18 protein-coding genes are annotated in these 15,973 nt (G+C 68.2%); 9 read left to right on the top strand and 9 right to left on the bottom strand.

Annotation, left to right across the window (positions count from 1 at the left end; all coding sequences use genetic code 11):
- Positions 1–378 precede the first annotated feature (378 nt).
- The 4 genes from ACOZ32_RS01350 to ACOZ32_RS01335 all read left to right on the top strand — a co-directional run bounded on the left by ACOZ32_RS01350 (position 379) and on the right by ACOZ32_RS01335 (position 4,037).
- Entirely contained in the window at positions 379–996 is a 618-nt protein-coding gene (locus ACOZ32_RS01350; RefSeq protein WP_285271344.1) for a hypothetical protein, read from the top strand.
- Between the two features lie 89 nt (positions 997–1,085).
- Entirely contained in the window at positions 1,086–2,747 is a 1,662-nt protein-coding gene (locus ACOZ32_RS01345) for a CTP synthase (protein ID WP_205250974.1), read from the top strand.
- A complete protein-coding gene (gene guaA, locus ACOZ32_RS01340) occupies positions 2,747–3,664 on the top strand; it encodes a glutamine-hydrolyzing GMP synthase (protein ID WP_010903336.1) in 918 nt (305 codons plus the stop codon). Before ACOZ32_RS01345 ends, guaA begins: the two co-directional genes overlap by 1 nt.
- Before the next feature lie 52 nt (positions 3,665–3,716).
- Positions 3,717–4,037, top strand: coding sequence for a DUF7126 family protein (locus ACOZ32_RS01335; protein WP_010903335.1), 321 nt, complete (start codon positions 3,717–3,719; stop codon positions 4,035–4,037).
- 38 nt (positions 4,038–4,075) lie between these two features.
- On the opposite strand, the gene ACOZ32_RS01330 is transcribed toward ACOZ32_RS01335, so the two are convergent.
- Genes ACOZ32_RS01330 through ACOZ32_RS01320 form a run of 3 tightly spaced genes read right to left on the bottom strand, consistent with a single transcriptional unit; the run spans position 4,076 to position 5,680 of the window.
- Positions 4,076–4,303 carry a hypothetical protein gene (locus ACOZ32_RS01330; protein WP_205250973.1) on the bottom strand — a complete coding sequence of 76 codons (228 nt, stop codon included), beginning with the start codon at positions 4,301–4,303 and terminating at the stop codon, positions 4,076–4,078.
- Positions 4,304–4,355: 52 nt separating this feature from the next.
- Positions 4,356–5,063 (bottom strand): 5-formyltetrahydrofolate cyclo-ligase, encoded by a 708-nt coding sequence (locus ACOZ32_RS01325; RefSeq protein ID WP_205250972.1) that lies wholly within the window; start codon positions 5,061–5,063, stop codon positions 4,356–4,358.
- Positions 5,060–5,680, bottom strand: a complete 621-nt coding sequence (locus ACOZ32_RS01320; RefSeq protein WP_424334865.1) for a molybdopterin-binding protein — start codon at positions 5,678–5,680, stop codon at positions 5,060–5,062. The genes ACOZ32_RS01325 and ACOZ32_RS01320 overlap by 4 nt, the downstream gene beginning before the upstream one ends.
- A gap of 90 nt (positions 5,681–5,770) precedes the next feature.
- Between ACOZ32_RS01320 and ACOZ32_RS01315 the strand changes: the two genes are divergently transcribed.
- Both ACOZ32_RS01315 and ACOZ32_RS01310 read left to right on the top strand, forming a co-directional pair.
- A complete protein-coding gene (locus ACOZ32_RS01315; RefSeq protein WP_010903331.1) occupies positions 5,771–6,814 on the top strand; it encodes a zinc-binding dehydrogenase in 1,044 nt (347 codons plus the stop codon).
- Positions 6,814–7,047, top strand: a complete 234-nt coding sequence (locus tag ACOZ32_RS01310) for a hypothetical protein (protein ID WP_010903330.1) — start codon at positions 6,814–6,816, stop codon at positions 7,045–7,047. Before ACOZ32_RS01315 ends, ACOZ32_RS01310 begins: the two co-directional genes overlap by 1 nt.
- Positions 7,048–7,098: 51 nt before the next feature.
- On the opposite strand, the gene ACOZ32_RS01305 is transcribed toward ACOZ32_RS01310, so the two are convergent.
- Genes ACOZ32_RS01305 through ACOZ32_RS01295 form a run of 3 tightly spaced genes read right to left on the bottom strand, consistent with a single transcriptional unit; the run spans position 7,099 to position 8,638 of the window.
- On the bottom strand, positions 7,099–7,509 hold the full coding sequence (locus ACOZ32_RS01305) for a desampylase (RefSeq protein ID WP_235157622.1): 411 nt from the start codon (positions 7,507–7,509) through the stop codon (positions 7,099–7,101).
- Between the two features lie 46 nt (positions 7,510–7,555).
- Positions 7,556–8,185 (bottom strand): isopentenyl-diphosphate Delta-isomerase, encoded by a 630-nt coding sequence (locus ACOZ32_RS01300; RefSeq protein ID WP_205250968.1) that lies wholly within the window; start codon positions 8,183–8,185, stop codon positions 7,556–7,558.
- Between the two features lie 39 nt (positions 8,186–8,224).
- Entirely contained in the window at positions 8,225–8,638 is a 414-nt protein-coding gene (locus ACOZ32_RS01295) for an Lrp/AsnC family transcriptional regulator (RefSeq protein WP_010903327.1), read from the bottom strand.
- Between the two features lie 97 nt (positions 8,639–8,735).
- Here ACOZ32_RS01295 and carA point away from each other — a divergent pair, with 97 nt between their 5' ends.
- Positions 8,736–9,797, top strand: a complete 1,062-nt coding sequence (carA, locus tag ACOZ32_RS01290; RefSeq protein WP_235157621.1) for a glutamine-hydrolyzing carbamoyl-phosphate synthase small subunit — start codon at positions 8,736–8,738, stop codon at positions 9,795–9,797.
- Between the two features lie 70 nt (positions 9,798–9,867).
- Here the strand turns inward: carA and carB are convergent, their stop codons facing one another.
- Entirely contained in the window at positions 9,868–12,996 is a 3,129-nt protein-coding gene (gene carB, locus ACOZ32_RS01285; RefSeq protein WP_424334864.1) for a carbamoyl-phosphate synthase large subunit, read from the bottom strand.
- 171 nt (positions 12,997–13,167) lie between these two features.
- Here carB and ACOZ32_RS01280 point away from each other — a divergent pair, with 171 nt between their 5' ends.
- Together ACOZ32_RS01280 and ACOZ32_RS01275 are read left to right on the top strand one after the other, a co-directional pair.
- Entirely contained in the window at positions 13,168–14,376 is a 1,209-nt protein-coding gene (locus tag ACOZ32_RS01280; RefSeq protein WP_205250966.1) for a hypothetical protein, read from the top strand.
- A 23-nt stretch (positions 14,377–14,399) separates the two neighbouring features.
- Positions 14,400–14,924, top strand: a complete 525-nt coding sequence (locus ACOZ32_RS01275; RefSeq protein WP_235157618.1) for a hypothetical protein — start codon at positions 14,400–14,402, stop codon at positions 14,922–14,924.
- Between the two features lie 19 nt (positions 14,925–14,943).
- Here ACOZ32_RS01275 and ACOZ32_RS01270 read toward each other — a convergent pair whose 3' ends face one another.
- Positions 14,944–15,492 (bottom strand): DUF5815 family protein, encoded by a 549-nt coding sequence (locus tag ACOZ32_RS01270; RefSeq protein ID WP_205252078.1) that lies wholly within the window; start codon positions 15,490–15,492, stop codon positions 14,944–14,946.
- 57 nt (positions 15,493–15,549) lie between these two features.
- Positions 15,550–15,969, bottom strand: coding sequence for a DUF7124 domain-containing protein (locus ACOZ32_RS01265; protein ID WP_010903322.1), 420 nt, complete (start codon positions 15,967–15,969; stop codon positions 15,550–15,552).
- Between the last annotated feature and the right edge of the window lie 4 nt (positions 15,970–15,973).

Below are 15,973 nucleotides of genomic sequence, written 5' to 3'. Positions count from 1 at the left end.
TCGGGCAGCGAACGGGACCATTCCGCTACACGCACTGCTATCCCTGAGCCACCGGTTCCGGCCGCGTACCGACTCCGGTCGAACCGGTCGTGGCCTCGCCGTCGAACCCAACAGGAGTCCAGCGCCAGCGCCGACGGGGGCGGAATCAGACAGTTCGAGCTGGTCCAGTCGTCCACTAACCGACACGCTTTCGTATTGACCTTTTATCTATGCTAGGAAATGAGAAACGACGACTGCTGTTCCCGGCGGCAATTCGGAACGACACTCGGGGGTATCGGACTAGCCACAATGACAGCCGGCTGCAGTGCGTTCGGTTTACCTTCGAAGAAGCCGGTCACGGCGAGCACTGAACGATCGCTCTCTCCCGAATCTGGGCCGATGTCGCGCAGTGATTTTGCGGTAGCGGTTGACAACACTCGGGAGACGTACGGCGAAAACGGTATCTGGGGGTTGGCAGCAAGCGACCCCGATCACGGACTCGAATACGTCGGTGCGTGGCAGGATTCAGCGATCGGACACCGGACAGACGACGAACCCGCGTTCACGTCCGACCACCTCGTTGTTCTATACCGGATTCCCGGATTGCAACTGGACGGTGAGCAGTTCTATCGGGCGTGGCTCTGGAGTGGCGCAGTGCCCGAACCGTCCTCCCAACTCGAAGCCATCCGCCCGTCGATCCATCTCGTTCGTGATTCGGACGACATGCGCCGATACGACCCTGCGAGTACTGCGACCGAGGGGCCGGTCTCCGTTTCGTTCAATACACCTGCTACACCTGGCCCTGATGGGCCGACGATAGAATTCCCCTTGCACGCCGGCGAAGTCGAGTACGCGGCGAGAGAAACGAGGGTCGGGGACGCCGGCGGCTACGGGGCCACGTGGACTGGCGCGTACGATTCCGTCCAAGGTGTAAACGCGACCTGCGTGATGAAGTGGCCGGCAGACCGGGCGTACGACATCCGGTGGAACGCGGAAATCAAAGCCACACCGAAATAGTAGACGGCGCTCGTAGTCACGTTGTGCCACCTCCTGACGCGCAGCGTGCGCTCCGAAACCGTTTTTGCCGCGCCAGCCGCACACACAGTATGCCGACAGAGACCGAATACGACCCCTCTCTGGGGAGCAAGTTCGTGTTCGTGACCGGCGGCGTGATGTCCGGGCTGGGGAAGGGCATCACGGCGGCGAGTCTCGGGCGACTGCTCTCGAACGCGGGGTTCGATGTTACTGCGGTGAAAATCGATCCCTACCTGAACGTCGACGCGGGCACCATGAACCCCTACCAGCACGGGGAGGTGTACGTCCTCGATGACGGTGGGGAGGTTGATCTCGATCTGGGGAACTACGAGCGGTTCCTCGACGAGGACATGACCTCGGATCACAACGTCACCACGGGGAAAGTCTACCAGGACGTCATCGAGCGCGAGCGCTCGGGCGACTACCTCGGGAAGACCGTCCAGATCATCCCGCACGTGACCGACGACATCAAGCGCCGCGTGCGCGAGGCCGCCGAAGGCAGCGACGTCTGCCTGGTGGAGGTCGGCGGCACGGTCGGCGACATCGAGGGGATGCCGTTCCTCGAAGCGCTCCGGCAGTTCAGCCACGAGCAGGACGACGAGGACATCCTGTTCACGCACGTGACCCTGGTGCCGTACTCGAAAAACGGCGAGCAGAAAACCAAACCCACACAGCACTCCGTCAAGGAGCTTCGGTCGATCGGCCTCCAGCCGGACATCCTGGTCGGGCGCTGCGAGGACCGCCTCGATCCCGACGTGCGCGAGAAGATCGCGCTGTTCTGTGACGTGCCCATGGACGCCGTGTTCTCCAACCCCGACGTGGAGGACATCTACCACGTGCCCCTGACCGTCGAGGAGGAAGGCCTCGACCAGTACGTCATGGAACAGTTCGATATGGTTGAGGACGCCCTGCCGGCCGCCCAGCGGTCGACGGAGTGGCGGGATCTCGTCACCCGCGAGCGCACCGGTGAGGTGGACATCGCGCTCGTCGGCAAGTACGCCCTGGAAGACGCCTACATGAGCATCCACGAGGCGCTCAAGCACGCCAGCCTGGAGGCCGGCGTGGAAGTGAACGTGTTGTGGGTTGACTCCGAGAAGATGCACGACCACCACGAGCGCCGCATCGCCGACGCCGACGGGATCGTCGTCGCCGGCGGGTTCGGCTCGCGTGGCACGGCGGGCAAAATCGACGCCATCCAGCACGCCCGCGAGCACGACGTGCCGTTCCTCGGGCTGTGCCTGGGCTTCCAGCTTGCGGTCGTGGAGTACGCGCGCAACGTTCTCGGGATGACGGGCGCGCACTCCGCGGAGATCGACGAGGACACCGAGTACCCGGTCATCGACCTGCTGCCCGAGCAGTACGACCTCGAAGACCTCGGCGGGACGATGCGGCTGGGCGCACACGAGACCGCCATCGAACCCGGAACCCTGGCCCACGACCTGTACGGCGACACGTCGTGCACGGAGCGCCACCGCCACCGCTACGAGGTCAACCCCGAGTACATCGACGACCTCACCGCCGACGGCCTGACGTTCTCCGGCGAGGCCGGCAACCGCATGGAGATCGTCGAACACGACGACCACCCGTTCTTCTTCGGGACGCAGTTCCACCCCGAGTATCGGTCGCGGCCGACGCGGGCGAGCCCGCCGTTCGTCGGGCTGCTTGACGCCGTCCTCGAACGGGCGGACGTGGCTCCTGCTGGCAGCGACGCCGACGTGGAGGTGACGAACTGATGGTGGACGTCGACTCCTTCGTCGAGGACGCCCGCGCGGAGATCAGCGAGGCGCTCGGCGACGAGACGGCCATCATCGCGCTGTCCGGCGGCGTCGACTCCTCGACGGCGGCCGCACTGGCCTACGAGGCCGTCGGCGACCAGCTCGTGCCGGTCTACGTCGATACCGGCCTGATGCGGAAAGGCGAAACCGACGAGATCCGGGAGGTCTTCGACTACATGGACAGCCTCCGGGTTGTGGACGCCAGCGACCGCTTCTTCGACGAACTGGCCGGCGTCACCGACCCCGAGGAGAAGCGCCACGCCATCGGCGAGCAGTTCATCCGGGAGTTCGAGACGGTCGCCGAGGAGGTCGACGCCACCCAGCTCGTGCAGGGCACCATCTACCCCGACCGCATCGAGAGCGAGGGCACGATCAAGAGCCACCACAACGTCGGCGGGCTGCCCGAGCGCGTCGGCTTCGAGGGGATCGTGGAGCCGATGCGCGACCTCTACAAGGACGAGGTGCGGGAGGTCGCGCGCCACCTCGGCCTCGAAGAGATCATCAGCGAGCGCATGCCGTTCCCGGGCCCCGGGCTCGCGGTGCGCGTCATCGGCGAGGTCACCCCTGAGAAGGTCGCGGTCTGTCGGGAGGCCACCCACATCGTCGAGGACGAACTCGAAGCCTACGAGCCGTGGCAGGCGTTCGCCGCCGTACTCGGCCGCGCCACCGGCGTCAAGGGCGACAACCGGGTGCACGGCCACGTCGTCGCCGTGCGGTCCGTCGAGTCACGGGACGGCATGACCGCACGCGCCCAGGAACTGGAGTGGGAGACCCTCCAGCGGCTACAGTCACGCATCGCCGGCACCATCGACGAGGTGTCGCGGGTCGTCTACGACGTGACCCACAAGCCGCCGGCGACGATCGAATACGAGTAACCCGCCCCCGCGACTCGGCAGGTTCTTGAACGCGCCGCCCCCAGCTACCAGCATGCACGCACTCGTCGTCGGTGGCGCTGGCACCGACATCGCGGACGCGCTCGAAGCTGAGGGCGTCGACGTGACCCGCCTCGAAGGCGTGGTGTCCGGCGACCGCCTCGAAGACGCCGGCGTCGCGGACGCCGACCTGTTGGTGGTCGCGGACAGCAACGAGGCGACCGCGGTCCCGGTCGCCCACGAGCACAACCCCGACATCCGAACCGTCGCGTACACGGGCGACGGCGTCCCCGAGTTCATCAAGGGCGTCCTGGATCTGACCGTCGATCCCGCCCTGTTGGACGCCACCGCGGTCGCCGAAGAGCTGGCTGCCTAACTCTTCTCCCGACGGTTTCGGGCTGTGACACGGGCGTCTCACAGCGAGAGCGCCAGCGGCCGCCCGGGGTGGGCGTCGGCGGGGTCGTCGACGGCGGCCGACACCGGGCTGACGTGCTCCCAGCAGACGAACGTCTCGACCCGCCCCGGTTCGTACAGGAAGTAGTCCGCGGGCTTCGGGCAGCGGTCGCAGACGGGGTCGCCCTCGCAGCCGTCGAGCGCCGCCGACAGCGCCGCCGGGGCACCGTCGTCGTGTGAACCCGACATACATGCCAGGTACGGCGCGCTCCCACTTGAAATTCGGCCCCGTGGGACGGACCTACGGCGAGCGGCGGTCCAACACCGGGATCTCCGCCAGGCGCTGCTCGTCCAGTGCGTCCCAGTCGATGCCACTGGGCGTGTCATCCTCGTGGGTGGTGGTGATCGTTCGGTCCGGCGTGACCACGTACTCCATCGGCACGTCGTGGGCGGCGGTCGGCACAGCGTCGTCGACGACCTGGCGCTCGTGGACGGTCGTCACAGTCGCGGTGTCGTCGTCGACGCGCCCGAACGCCCGCAGCAGCGCGAACTCCAGGTCGCTGTACCCCTCCCCTTTCCCGACGCGCTCGCCGCGGTCGGTGACCGCGACGCTCCCCGACACGATGAGGTCGATGGGATCGACGTCCCCGGGACCGACCGGGTCGCCGTACTCCTCGATCCCCGACACCGTCGTGGCGGCGTCGATGTCGTCGATGGTCGTTGGGTCGAGGCGCAGGAAACACTCCTCGTCGCGCAGCCGCGGCACCGCCGCGTACAGTGTCTTCCCCGCGCGCAGCGCCGCCCGCCGCACCGGCAGCTGGGGGGCGTCGGGGTTCGCCTTCACCGTCTCAGCGCGCTGCCACACGTCCGTTTCGGTGAGGCGGGCGGCGGCCTCATCGGCACCGGCGTAGTTCGGGATGCGGCCGTGTGGCGGGAACGGGAACCGCGCCACGCCGCTGTCTTCGAGGTCGTCCCAGACGCGCTCTCGGAGGCGGTGTTTGTCCGTCATGCGTCAGTGTTGTGGCCGGCTAGTCCGGCGAGGTGCGCAAGCTCGGGCAGAATGATTTCGTCGGTCCCCAGCGTGGCCGCGTGCTCGCTGCCCGGCAGGCAGAACACGAGCGTCCCGCCGACCACGCCGCCGGTGGCCCGCGACCCGATGATCTTGGTGCCGATGTCCGCGGCCGACCGCCGCCGGAACTCCTCGCCGAACCCCGGCAACTCCATGTCGAACAACGGGCGGGCGGCGTCGACGGTCACGTCGTCGGGGGTCACGCCGGTTCCGCCGGTCGTGACCACGGCAGCCACGTCGTCACGTCCCGTGAGATTGTCGAGTGCGCCCTGCACGCGGTCGTACCGGTCGGTCACCAGCTCCCGCGTCGCCACCTCGTGGCCGGCCGCCTCGACGGCCGCGACGACGGCGTCGCCGGCCGGGTCGTCGGACAGCGACCGCGACGACGACACCGTCACCACGGCGACGCCGACCTGCGAGATGTCGTCCTCGTGGTGGGCGTCAGTGGAGTCCTCGTCGTCGGGGGTGGACTCCGCCGTGCCGTCATCGCTGCTCTCCGCAGCGTCGTCGTCGTCGTCATCGTTGCGCCGCGTGTTCCGCGACTGAAAGTCGACCATACATCCACGTGGGCGGCCACAGTGATAAGACTGTGAGCCTGCGTGTCGCCGGGGCGTACAGTTTTGCCGTGGGGGAGCGACCACGCCGATATGCAGGCAGTCACCTTCGACGGCCACGGCGGCACCGGCGTGATCGACTACCGGACGGTCCCGGAGCCCGACCTCGGGGCCGACGACGTGCTCGTGGACGTGCGCGCCGGCGCGCTCAACCACCTCGACGTGTGGACGCGTCGCGGCATGCCGGGGATCGACCTCTCGATGCCACACGTCCCCGGCAGCGACGCCGCCGGCGTGGTCTCGGCGGTCGGGGCGTCGGTGACCCGGTTCGAACCCGGGGATCGGGTGGCGGTGCTCGCGGGCGTCTCGTGTGGGCAGTGTGAGTTCTGCCGGCACGGCGAGCCCGCGCTGTGCGCGTCGTTTCGGGTGCTCGGCGAGCACGTGCCGGGCGTGCACAGCGAGCGCGCGGCGGTCCCGGCGGACAACCTGATCGCCGTGCCCGAGCACGTCGACTGGGAGACGGCAGCGGCCGCACCGCTGGTGTTCCAGACGGCGTGGCGCATGCTCAACACGCGGGCGGACGTGTCCCCCGGGGAGTCCGTGCTCGTGCTCGGTGCCAGCGGCGGCGTCGGGCACGCCGCCGTCCAGATCGCCGCCCACGCCGGGGCCGAGGTGTTCGCGACGGCGAGCACCGAGCAGAAGCTCCAGTACGCCGCGGAGCTCGGTGCCGACCACGTCGTGAACTACACCGAGACGAACTTCGCCGACGAAATTCGCGCGCGAACCGGCAAGCGCGGCGTCGATGTCGTCGTCGATCACGTCGGCGAGGCGACCTGGGACGACTCCCTGCGCTCTCTCGCGAAGGGCGGCCGTCTGGTCACCTGTGGGGCGACCACCGGCGGCCGCCCGGAGACCAACGTCCAGCGCGTGTTCTGGAACCAACTGGACATCCTCGGGTCGACGATGGCGACGCCGGGCGAGGCCGACGCCGCCCTCGAACACGTCTGGGACGGCACCTTCGACGTCCGCATCAGGGACGTGCTCCCGATGCGTGAGACTGCCCGCGCCCACGAACTGCTGGAGAACCGAGAGGGCTTTGGGAAAGTAGTCGTTAAACCGGACAACGAACTCGACTGATGGTCCAGACCCACGAACCCCAGGAGGCCGCCGGTACAGACGACATGAGCAAGCGGTCCCAGTGGCTACTCGTCGCCGCGCTCGCCGTTTGCGGGCTGGCTGCGCCCGCGTTCATCTACTGGGCCGGCGCGGGCAGCTTCGGGCTGGGGTTCCGTGACACCTACCTCACGATCCCGATGATTCCCGCCGTCCTCTTGGGTGTGGTCGGCGTCTGGACGGCCGTTCGGGGCTGACCCGACGGTCGCGGCCACGCTTCGACCGGCACGGGATCGGCCGGCTTTCCGTTAGCGCACGGCGACCGCCTGGCGCTCGAACGCCTCGCCGGTCCACAGCCACGCGTCCAGTATCGGCGGCCGCGCCGCCAGCGACGCCACGACGTACACACGGTCGGGCCACTGGGCGTGCTCGCGGTCGGTCGCGCTCGGCCGGCCCGGCCCGACCGGGTGGCTGTGATAGAACCCCACGACCTCCCGACCGACTGCGGCGGCCTCGTCGAACACTGCCAGCGTCGCCTCGGGGTCCAGCTCGTACCGCATGCGGGGCGCGTCAGCGACGTTCGGCACCCGTCGGACCGCCGTCACGCGCCGCAGGTCGCCGTCGCGCTCGCCGACGAACACGCCACACGCCTCACGGGGCGTGTCCGCCTGTGCGTGATCGAGCACTGAGTCATAGCCCTCCCTCGTGAGGACGAACACGGCTCGCGTTTGGCACGCCAGTACAAAAGTCGCGGTGGTGTGTGGATTACGCCCGGGTGCCGTCGGGGACGGGGTCGGCGTCGCCCTCGAAGTCCCGCCGCATTGCGATCTCGAACCACGGGCACAGCCGGAGCTGGCGGTAATACCGGGGGTTCTCGTAGAGGTCTTCGTAGTCGACCCACATCGCGCCGCCGACCTCCTCGGGGTCGCGGTCGAAGCTGGTGTCGTGCAGCGTCGCCTGCAGGACCGCACAGACCTCCCATTCCAGGCCCTCGTCGAGGTAGCGGCGCTTGTATTCGAACCGGTCGGTGATCTCCAACTCGTCGTACTGGTGTGGTTCGATCCCGAGCTCTTCGGCGAGGCGCTGGCGGGTCGCGTCCACCTGGCTCTGCCCCTCGATGGGATGGCTGGCGACCGTGCCGTCCCAGTGTGTGTCCCAGAGGCGCTTGCGGTCGGCGCGCTGGGCCAGCAGCACGCGGCCGTCCTCGTCGAACAGCAGACACGTGAACGCGCGATGCCGGACGCCGTCGCCGGTGTGCGCGTCGAGGCGGTTGGCCAGCCCCGTGCGCTCGTCGTCGGGGGTGACTGCGATCACGTCCTGCGTGGCGTTTTCGGCGGTCTCGTCCTCGCGGTCGGTCTTCCCCGACCCGGGGCTGCTTCGGTCGGCTTCGCTCATGCTGTCACGCATGACCACCCTGCCTAATAGCGCTTCGACTCACCCCAGCTTCTCGTCGAGGATCAGCCGCGTGCGCGTGGACACCACCACGTCCTGCTCGCGGGCTCGCCGCATCAGATCGTTGACGCCGCTGGTGTCGGCGGCGTCCACGATGAGCACGATGTCGTCTTCCCCCGAGACCTGCCACACGAAGTCGACGGCGTCCCACTCGACCATTCGGTCACCCACCACGTGGGTGTCGGCGTCCATCGCGACCCCGATCTCGATCATCGCCTTGACGTTCCCGGTCGAGGTCGACACCGTGAACCGCTCGATGACGCCGTCGTCGACGAGCTGGTCGACGCGGTTTCGGATGGTGCCCTCACTGACGCCGATGTCGTCGGCGATCTCCGTGTAGGGGGTGCGGGCGTCGCGCCGCAGCGTGTCGAGGATCTGTTGGTCGATGTCGTCCATGACTGGTGTTGTGCCACGCACCGCAAAAGAGTTACGAATTTCGTAACTAAGCTACGAAGAAAAGATTTATACTCGGCGAATACGTGGCAATGTCGTAATGTCCGACGCGTACCTCGCGCTCGAAACCGGCGACGTGGTCGAAGCCACAGCCCGCGCCCCGGGGATGGCGCGCGGCGAACTCGTCTTCACCACCGCGTACACCGGCTACGAGGAGAGCCTCACCGACCCGTCCTACGAAGCTCAAGTGCTCACGTTCGCCTACCCCCTCATCGGCAACTACGGCGTCCGTCCCGAACGCACCGAATCCGACCGCGTTCACCCCAGCGCCGTCGTCGCCCGCGAGCTCACCGACGACGTGGCCGACTGGCTGCGCACCGAGGGCGTGCCCGCCGTCGACGGCATCGACACCCGCGACCTCGTGTTGGACATCCGCGACGGCGGCGCGATGCAGGTCGGCATCGCCGCCGGCCCCGACGCCAGCCCCGCCACCGCCCGCGCCCAACTCGCCGACTGCCCACGGCTCTCGGCCCGCACGGAGATCGGCGCCCACGTCAGCGTCGACACCGCCGAAACCCACGGCGACGGCGACACGACCGTCGCGCTCGTCGACTGCGGCGCGAAACGCTCCATCATCGACGCGTTCGTCGCCCGCGGCGCGACCGTCCACCGGCTCCCCTACGACGCCACGCCCGCCGACATCGCTGCCGTCGACCCCGATCTGCTGTTCATCTCCAACGGCCCCGGCGACCCCGCGAACTTCGACGCGGCCGAACACCTCGTCGACGAGTACATCGGCACCGTCCCCATCGCCGGCATCTGCCTGGGTCAACAGATCGTCGCCCGCGCGCTCGGCGGCGACACCGAGAAAATGGACTTCGGCCACCGTGGCGTCAACCAGCCGGTCCTCGACCACGACTCCGGGCGCGTCGTCATGACCACACAGAACCACGGCTACACCGTCGCCGACCCCGGCGACCTCACCGTCACGCAAGTCAACGTCAACGACGGCACGCCCGAGGCGCTTGACTCCGCGCCCCTCGACGTTCTCACCCGCCAGTACCACCCCGAAGCCAACCCCGGCCCCCACGACACGCGCGGGTTCTTCGACGACGTGCTCGCGATGGCTGACGCGTCCTACACGCCCGCCACCGCTGACTGAGGCCGCCCCAGCGCCCCCCGTTTCTCGCCGCTCAACACGCCACCGGCCGGGGCTCACCCCGTGCGACCGGTCACCCCCACGTCTCGTCGTTGACCGGCCGGTCGGCGACCGGCATGGCCTCACGGGCACCGTCGGCCGCCGCGATCCCCTCACGCATCGCCTCCGCGGCCGCCACCGTGGAGACGTACGGGATCTCGGCCTCGACAGCCGCGGTCAGCGCGTCGCGGTCGTCGCTGACGAGGAACTCGACCTCGCCGCGACGGATCGCCGCCGGCACGTCTTTGACCGTCACGACCTCGAACCGCTCGCCAAGCCCCTCGACCGGAAGGTCGACGACCACCGTCGACCCGGGTACGGGTGCGTTGGACGCCGCCACCTGGGCCTTCCAGTAGGCCATCCCCGGATCGCTGGCGGTGCCCATCACCTCGCCCGTGGACTTCATCTCCGGGCCGAGGCGCGGATCCGACCCCGGCAGCCGGTCGAACGGCAACACCACCTCTTTGACGCTGTACTGCTCGGGTACGCCCTCGCTTGCGTCGAGGTCGGCCAGCGACTCGCCGGCCATCACCTTCGCCGCGAGCTTCGCGATCGGGACGCCGGTCGCCTTCGAGACGAACGGAACGGTGCGCGAGCTCCGCGGGTTCGCTTCGAGGACGTACACCTCGCCGTCCTGGACGGCGAGTTGGACGTTCAACAGTCCCACCGTGTCCAGCGCCCGCGCGATCTCGGTGGTGACCTCCCGAACCCGCGTGAGGACGTCGTCGCCGAGCCCCCGGGGCGGAATCACGCACGCCGAGTCCCCGGAGTGGACACCCGCGCTCTCGATGTGCTCCATCACGCCGCCCACCAGCACGTCCTCGCCGTCGCTGACGGCGTCCACGTCGAGCTCGACGGCGTCGGCGAGGAACTCGTCGACGAGAACCGGCTTCTCGGGGCTGACCCGGACGGCCTCCTCGACGTAGCGGCGGAGCTCGTCGTCGTCGTGCACGATCTCCATCGCGCGCCCACCGAGCACGTAGCTCGGGCGGACCAGCACCGGATATCCGACCTCGGCGGCGAGCTCCAGCGCGCCCGCCACACTGGTCGCAGACCCCCCGTCGGGCTGGCTGATGTCGCGCTCGTCGAGCAGCCGATTGAAGCGGTCGCGGTCCTCCGCGAGATCCATCGCGTCCACGTCCGTCCCCATGATCTCACAGTCGAGGCCGCGGCGCTCCAGCTCGGCTTCGAGGGGCGCGCCCACGTCCACGCTGGTCTGGCCGCCGAACTGCACCATCACGCCGTCGGCGTTCGTCGCCTCCACGACGTCCGCGACCTCCTCCGCCGTGATCGGCTCGAAGAACAGCCCGTCGGAGGTGTCGTAGTCCGTCGACACCGTCTCCGGGTTGTTGTTCACCACGTGGGCGTCGATGCCCGCCTCGCGGAGCGCGCGCACGGCGTGCACCGTACAGTAGTCGAACTCCACGCCCTGCCCGATGCGGATGGGGCCGCCCCCGACGATGACCACGCTGTGGGCGTCCCGGTCGGCCCGCACGTCGCTTCCCGTCGATCCCTGCGAGCGCGCCGAGTAGTAGTACGGCGTCGAGGCCGCGAACTCGCCCGCACAGGTGTCGACCTGCTTGAACGTCCGTTCGGGGGCTGTCGCCGCCACGTCGTCGACGGCCACGTCACCGCCATCCGACGCCAACGCCGCGACCGCGCTGTTCGTGTACCCGAGCGCGGCCGGCGTCGCAACGTCGCCCTCGCTCGCGGCCGCGGAGGCCGCGGCGACGTTCTGGAAGCGCTGCAGATACCACTCCCGGAAGCCCGTGTGGTCGTTCACGTCCCCGACAGTGAACCCGCGCTCGAACGCCTCGAAGACGGCGTAGGGCCGGTCGGGACTCGGTCGGGCGAGGTAGTCGGCGGCGAGTTCGTCGTCGCTGACGGTCGCCCAGTCGACGCTCGGATCGTACTCGCTGGAGCGCAGCGCCTTCAGCAGGCTCTCCTCGAAGGTGCGCCCGATGGCCATCGCCTCCCCCGTGGACTTCATCGCCGTCGACAGCTCGAAGTCCACCTCGGGGAACTTGTCGTTTGGCCACCGGGGCACTTTCGTCACCACGTAGTCGATGGCCGGCTCGAAGGCCGCCGTGGTCTGGCCGGTGATCTCGTTGTCGATCTCGTGGAGGCGCTTGCCGAGCGCGACCTTCGCGGTGACCCGCGCGATGGGGTAGCCGGTCGCCTTCGACGCCAGCGCCGAGGACCGCGAGACGCGCGGGTTGACCTCGACGACCCGGTACTCGCCGCCGGGCGTGCCGTCGTCGCGCCACGCGAACTGGATGTTGCAGCCGCCCTGGATGCCCAACTCGCGGATGACCGCGACGGCCGCGTTGCGCATCTCCTGGTGGCCGTCGTCCGGGATGATCTGGCTGGGCGTGACGACCGTGGACTCGCCGGTGTGGATGCCCATCGGGTCGATGTTCTCCATGTTGCAGACGATGATGCAGGAGTCGCCGGCGTCCCGCATCACCTCGTACTCCAGTTCGACCCACCCGGAGATGGACTCCGTGACCAGCACCTCGGCGTTCCGCGAGAGCCGCAGGCCCGTGCGCACCCGGTCCACGAGCGCCTCGAAGTCGTGGACGACACCGGAGCCGCTGCCGCCCAGCGTGTACGTCGTCCGCGCGATCACCGGCAGCCCGCCGACCGCCTCGACCGCGTCGTCGACGCGCTCTCGCAGCGCCCCCTCGTCGATGTCCGTTGCCGTCTCGTCGTCGCCGAGCGCGATGGTCGTCGAGGCCGGCACCGGCTGGCCGAGGTCCGCCATGCGCTGGCGGAACAGGTCGCGGTCCTCGGTCGCGTAGATGGTGTCCAACGGCGTCCCCATCACGTCGACGTCGTGTTCGTCGAGGACGCCCTGCTCGGCCAGCGCTGCCGTGACGTTCAGGCCGGTCTGGCCGCCCAGCCCGGCGATGACGCCGTCGGGGTCCTCCTGCTCGATGACCTCGGCGATGGCGTCGGGCTCGATGGGCTCGATGTAGACCGCGTCGGCCATCTCGGGGTCGGTCATGATGGTCGCTGGGTTGGAGTTCACGAGCACAACCCGCGCGCCCTCCTCCTGGAGCGCGCGACAAGCCTGCGCGCCCGAGTAGTCGAACTCCGCTGCCTGGCCGATCTGGATGGGGCCGCTCCCGATGAGCAGTATCGTCCGGCTGTCCTCGGTCATGTGTTACCCAGCTAGCGTGCGGTCATCGTAATAAAACACACGAATCTATTCGACTATCGGAGTCAAGTTGCGAATATCGTAGCAAAACGCTCAGAAGTCACTCTCGGTATCTCCCAATAAGTTGTTCTGTTCAATGGAAACTTATTTTAATTGATTACACTACATCCGGTCGTGGACACAAGTAACACGCCTCCAGATCACGCACACTCTCAGCCACGAATCGGACGGCGAGCTGTTCTAGCTGGGCTCGCCACCACAGCTGTCGCCCCCGCATCCACCATCGCGGCCGCACGAGACTCACACGCAGTCCCTGATGAATCCCCGATCGCGGCCGACAGGCCAGGCAACAAGCACGGCCTCCCGGTCACGGCGCGCGGCGAACTCACGACCACCGTTCGGCGCGTCACCGACGACGCCTTCCTGCACGAACGCACGTTCCGCAGCGACGCACTCGCTGAACACTTCGGCGACCCGGTCTTCGAGTTCGAACCGACACCAATCGCAGCGGCGTGGCTCTCCCCGTCGATCACCGCCGCCGGCGGCGTTAGCTACACGCGACCCGCGACCGAAGTCATCGGCACGCCTGCGGAACACGCCCGCGCCGAAACCACGATCAAAGCCCAGCGCACCGCCACACACCCACTGCTCGATGATTCCGCTCCCGCGTCCGACATCCGCGACGACCTCACCACGGTCCCACTGTACAATTACGCATCGAAAGACACCGCTCGTGCGGACCCCGCGGCCCGCGCAGCACCCACGAACATCGCAATCACGTCCGGCCCGGCACCCGACGCCGGGGCCTGGATGGAGTCCGCCTGTGATTGGACATCCGGCGTCGACGAGTTCTTCGACTTCATCGGTGATCTCCCCGGTATCGGCGGCGGAAACGACAACCCGTACGCCCAACCTCGGTTTCTCAACTACGACGGCGACATCATCGGCACTGACCGCCACGTCATGAAACGCGCCTCCGGGCGCGTGTTCTCTCAGCTTCACGCCCGACTGTACGATGTCAGCGATCACACCGACGCCGTCGACGTTGTCGGCCAAGTTCACCGCGATCCTGCCGACCACAACAAGCTCCGTGACCCCCTGCCGATCGATAAAGCCGCATGGGAGTACACCGACGCCCGCGACGCGGCATGCGACTGCTGGGCGAGCCACGATTCCGCCAGCAGTGACGGCCCCGCTGCAGTGTCACGGTACCCGGTTGGGCGTGGAGACGTTGCGACCCACGATGGCCGTATCGCGGCGATCCAGAACAACGGCTTCCAGCGACCAGCCACCCAGCGGACACACGACCCCGCCGCCGCGAGTGCGACGGCCACGACCACCACGCAGCCCGACCGGCCGTGTGCCTGCTTGCTTGGGTTTTAATGGCTCCTACCGGTATCTCGGTTGTGACCGCGGACGGGTCATCACCCCTTGTCGGAACCACGCTCACCGTCCATCTGTTCGCCGCCACCACCGGCGTGCTCGCCGCGGCGATCGTTCACCACTACCGCGCCCGCATCCGCTCTGCACCCCGTGCGCTGCTCGGCGCGTGCCTGCTTGCCGGCGCACTGTATGGCGGCCTCTGGGTGGGTCGTCAACTCCTCGGCTCGACCACCGCGGACTGGGCGGCGGAAATCACCGGCATCCGGGATGCAGCGCTGGTGGCTGGCGCTGTCGCCGTGTTCTGCCTGGTTGTGGCCGCGACTGTCGCACCGCCGTTGTGGCTACTCTCACGGGATCTCCTCGCGAGCGCGCTGCTCGGGCTGTTCGCAACCACGTACAACCTCGTGTGGGCGCTGCTCACAACCAGCACGGAAAGCAACAGCCTCATCATTCACCTCGGGGTGGCGTACCCCGTCCTGTTGGCGGCGATGCTCGTCGCCGCGGGTGTCGAGGTCACCGCGGGCCACGTGATGGCTGTCCTCCAGTAGCCCCCTTCGGCGACCCGATTCAGACCGCCGTGTCGTACTCGTCCTCGAAGTCCCGCTGCTCGCGGTAGACGGCCACGAACTCCTCGACGTCGAACGCCTCCAGTTGCTCCTGGAACTCCGTCTTCGAGGACTCCGCCTCGGCGTGGCTGACGGCGTGGTCCATCAGCTCCACGACGAGCTCGACGACGACCCGGTGGAGTTCGCGGGCGTCGAGGTCCGTCACCCAACACATCGCGTACCCAACGCTGCCGTTCTCGCTGGCGTCGATAGCGGTAATATCCTCGGGCAGCTCTTCGAGCACGGCCCCCATCAAGTGCGGGGTGCCGAACTCCTCGAAGTCGTCGCCGTCAGCCGGCTCAACGGCGTCCTTGAGCACGTCCACGATGGATTCTGGCACCCACCGCGACGGCGGATGCATATCCATCACGACGGCGTGTGTGTCGCCACACGCACACGCGTAGTTCCGCATCCCCATGTCGAAATCCTTCATGTGCGCTTGTTCACCACACGGCAGGTCCACCCAGTCGTCGTCGGCTTGCTCCGTTCCGGGGACGCGTGGCTCCGTCATCGTGTGGGTGTTGGCGTCGGCACCGAATAAGCGCCGCGGACCGCGCCCGGACAGGGGCTACGGCCAGTCGTCGCGCTCGGGCTCGTCGGGCATCGGGTCGGGCTCGTCTGCCTCGGCGATCTCCCAGTCGGCGTTCTCCGCGGCGGCCTCCAGGGTGAGATACTCCCAGTCGACCCGCTCGGCGAGCTCGCGGTCCTCGTCGTCGATCCCGACGAAGACGTGTCGCTCCGTGTCGAACTGCTCTTTGACCGACTGGAGGCTGTCGGCGCGGCTCTTCGGCCCGGAGAAGAAGTCCTGACGGATGCGCCGCTTGCGGGTGAAGTTGGTGACGACGTAGGTCGGCTCGTCGGAAACCACGCCGACGTACTCGGTCCACTGGCGAGCGCCGGCGAACGCGGTCCCGGGTTTGGCGAGCTGCTTGAGTGCAGACAGCTCGAAGGCGAGTGTCATGTCCGTGCTCCCGCCGGATTGGCTCATGCCG

It is taken from the genome of Halobacterium sp. MBLA0001 (genome assembly GCF_049705385.1).
Lineage (GTDB): Archaea > Halobacteriota > Halobacteria > Halobacteriales > Halobacteriaceae > Halobacterium > Halobacterium salinarum.
This window is presented reverse-complemented; position numbering and strand designations above follow the sequence as displayed.

Excerpts from the sequence above, each read along its gene's own strand:
- ACOZ32_RS01350 (WP_285271344.1), top strand. The coding sequence starts at position 379 with ATGTCGCGCAGTGATTTTGCGGTAGCGGTTGACAACACTCGGGAGACG.
- ACOZ32_RS01320 (WP_424334865.1), bottom strand. The coding sequence starts at position 5,680 with ATGGTCGACTTTCAGTCGCGGAACACGCGGCGCAACGATGACGACGAC.
- ACOZ32_RS01330 (WP_205250973.1), bottom strand. The coding sequence starts at position 4,303 with ATGTCGGGTTCACACGACGACGGTGCCCCGGCGGCGCTGTCGGCGGCG.
- guaA (WP_010903336.1), top strand. The coding sequence starts at position 2,747 with ATGGTGGACGTCGACTCCTTCGTCGAGGACGCCCGCGCGGAGATCAGC.
- carA (WP_235157621.1), top strand. The coding sequence starts at position 8,736 with ATGTCCGACGCGTACCTCGCGCTCGAAACCGGCGACGTGGTCGAAGCC.
- ACOZ32_RS01310 (WP_010903330.1), top strand. The coding sequence starts at position 6,814 with ATGGTCCAGACCCACGAACCCCAGGAGGCCGCCGGTACAGACGACATG.
- ACOZ32_RS01265 (WP_010903322.1), bottom strand. The coding sequence starts at position 15,969 with ATGAGCCAATCCGGCGGGAGCACGGACATGACACTCGCCTTCGAGCTG.
- ACOZ32_RS01325 (WP_205250972.1), bottom strand. The coding sequence starts at position 5,063 with ATGACGGACAAACACCGCCTCCGAGAGCGCGTCTGGGACGACCTCGAA.
- ACOZ32_RS01335 (WP_010903335.1), top strand. The coding sequence starts at position 3,717 with ATGCACGCACTCGTCGTCGGTGGCGCTGGCACCGACATCGCGGACGCG.
- ACOZ32_RS01270 (WP_205252078.1), bottom strand. The coding sequence starts at position 15,492 with ATGACGGAGCCACGCGTCCCCGGAACGGAGCAAGCCGACGACGACTGG.
- ACOZ32_RS01295 (WP_010903327.1), bottom strand. The coding sequence starts at position 8,638 with ATGGACGACATCGACCAACAGATCCTCGACACGCTGCGGCGCGACGCC.
- ACOZ32_RS01315 (WP_010903331.1), top strand. The coding sequence starts at position 5,771 with ATGCAGGCAGTCACCTTCGACGGCCACGGCGGCACCGGCGTGATCGAC.
- ACOZ32_RS01345 (WP_205250974.1), top strand. The coding sequence starts at position 1,086 with ATGCCGACAGAGACCGAATACGACCCCTCTCTGGGGAGCAAGTTCGTG.
- carB (WP_424334864.1), bottom strand. The coding sequence starts at position 12,996 with ATGACCGAGGACAGCCGGACGATACTGCTCATCGGGAGCGGCCCCATC.
- ACOZ32_RS01300 (WP_205250968.1), bottom strand. The coding sequence starts at position 8,185 with ATGAGCGAAGCCGACCGAAGCAGCCCCGGGTCGGGGAAGACCGACCGC.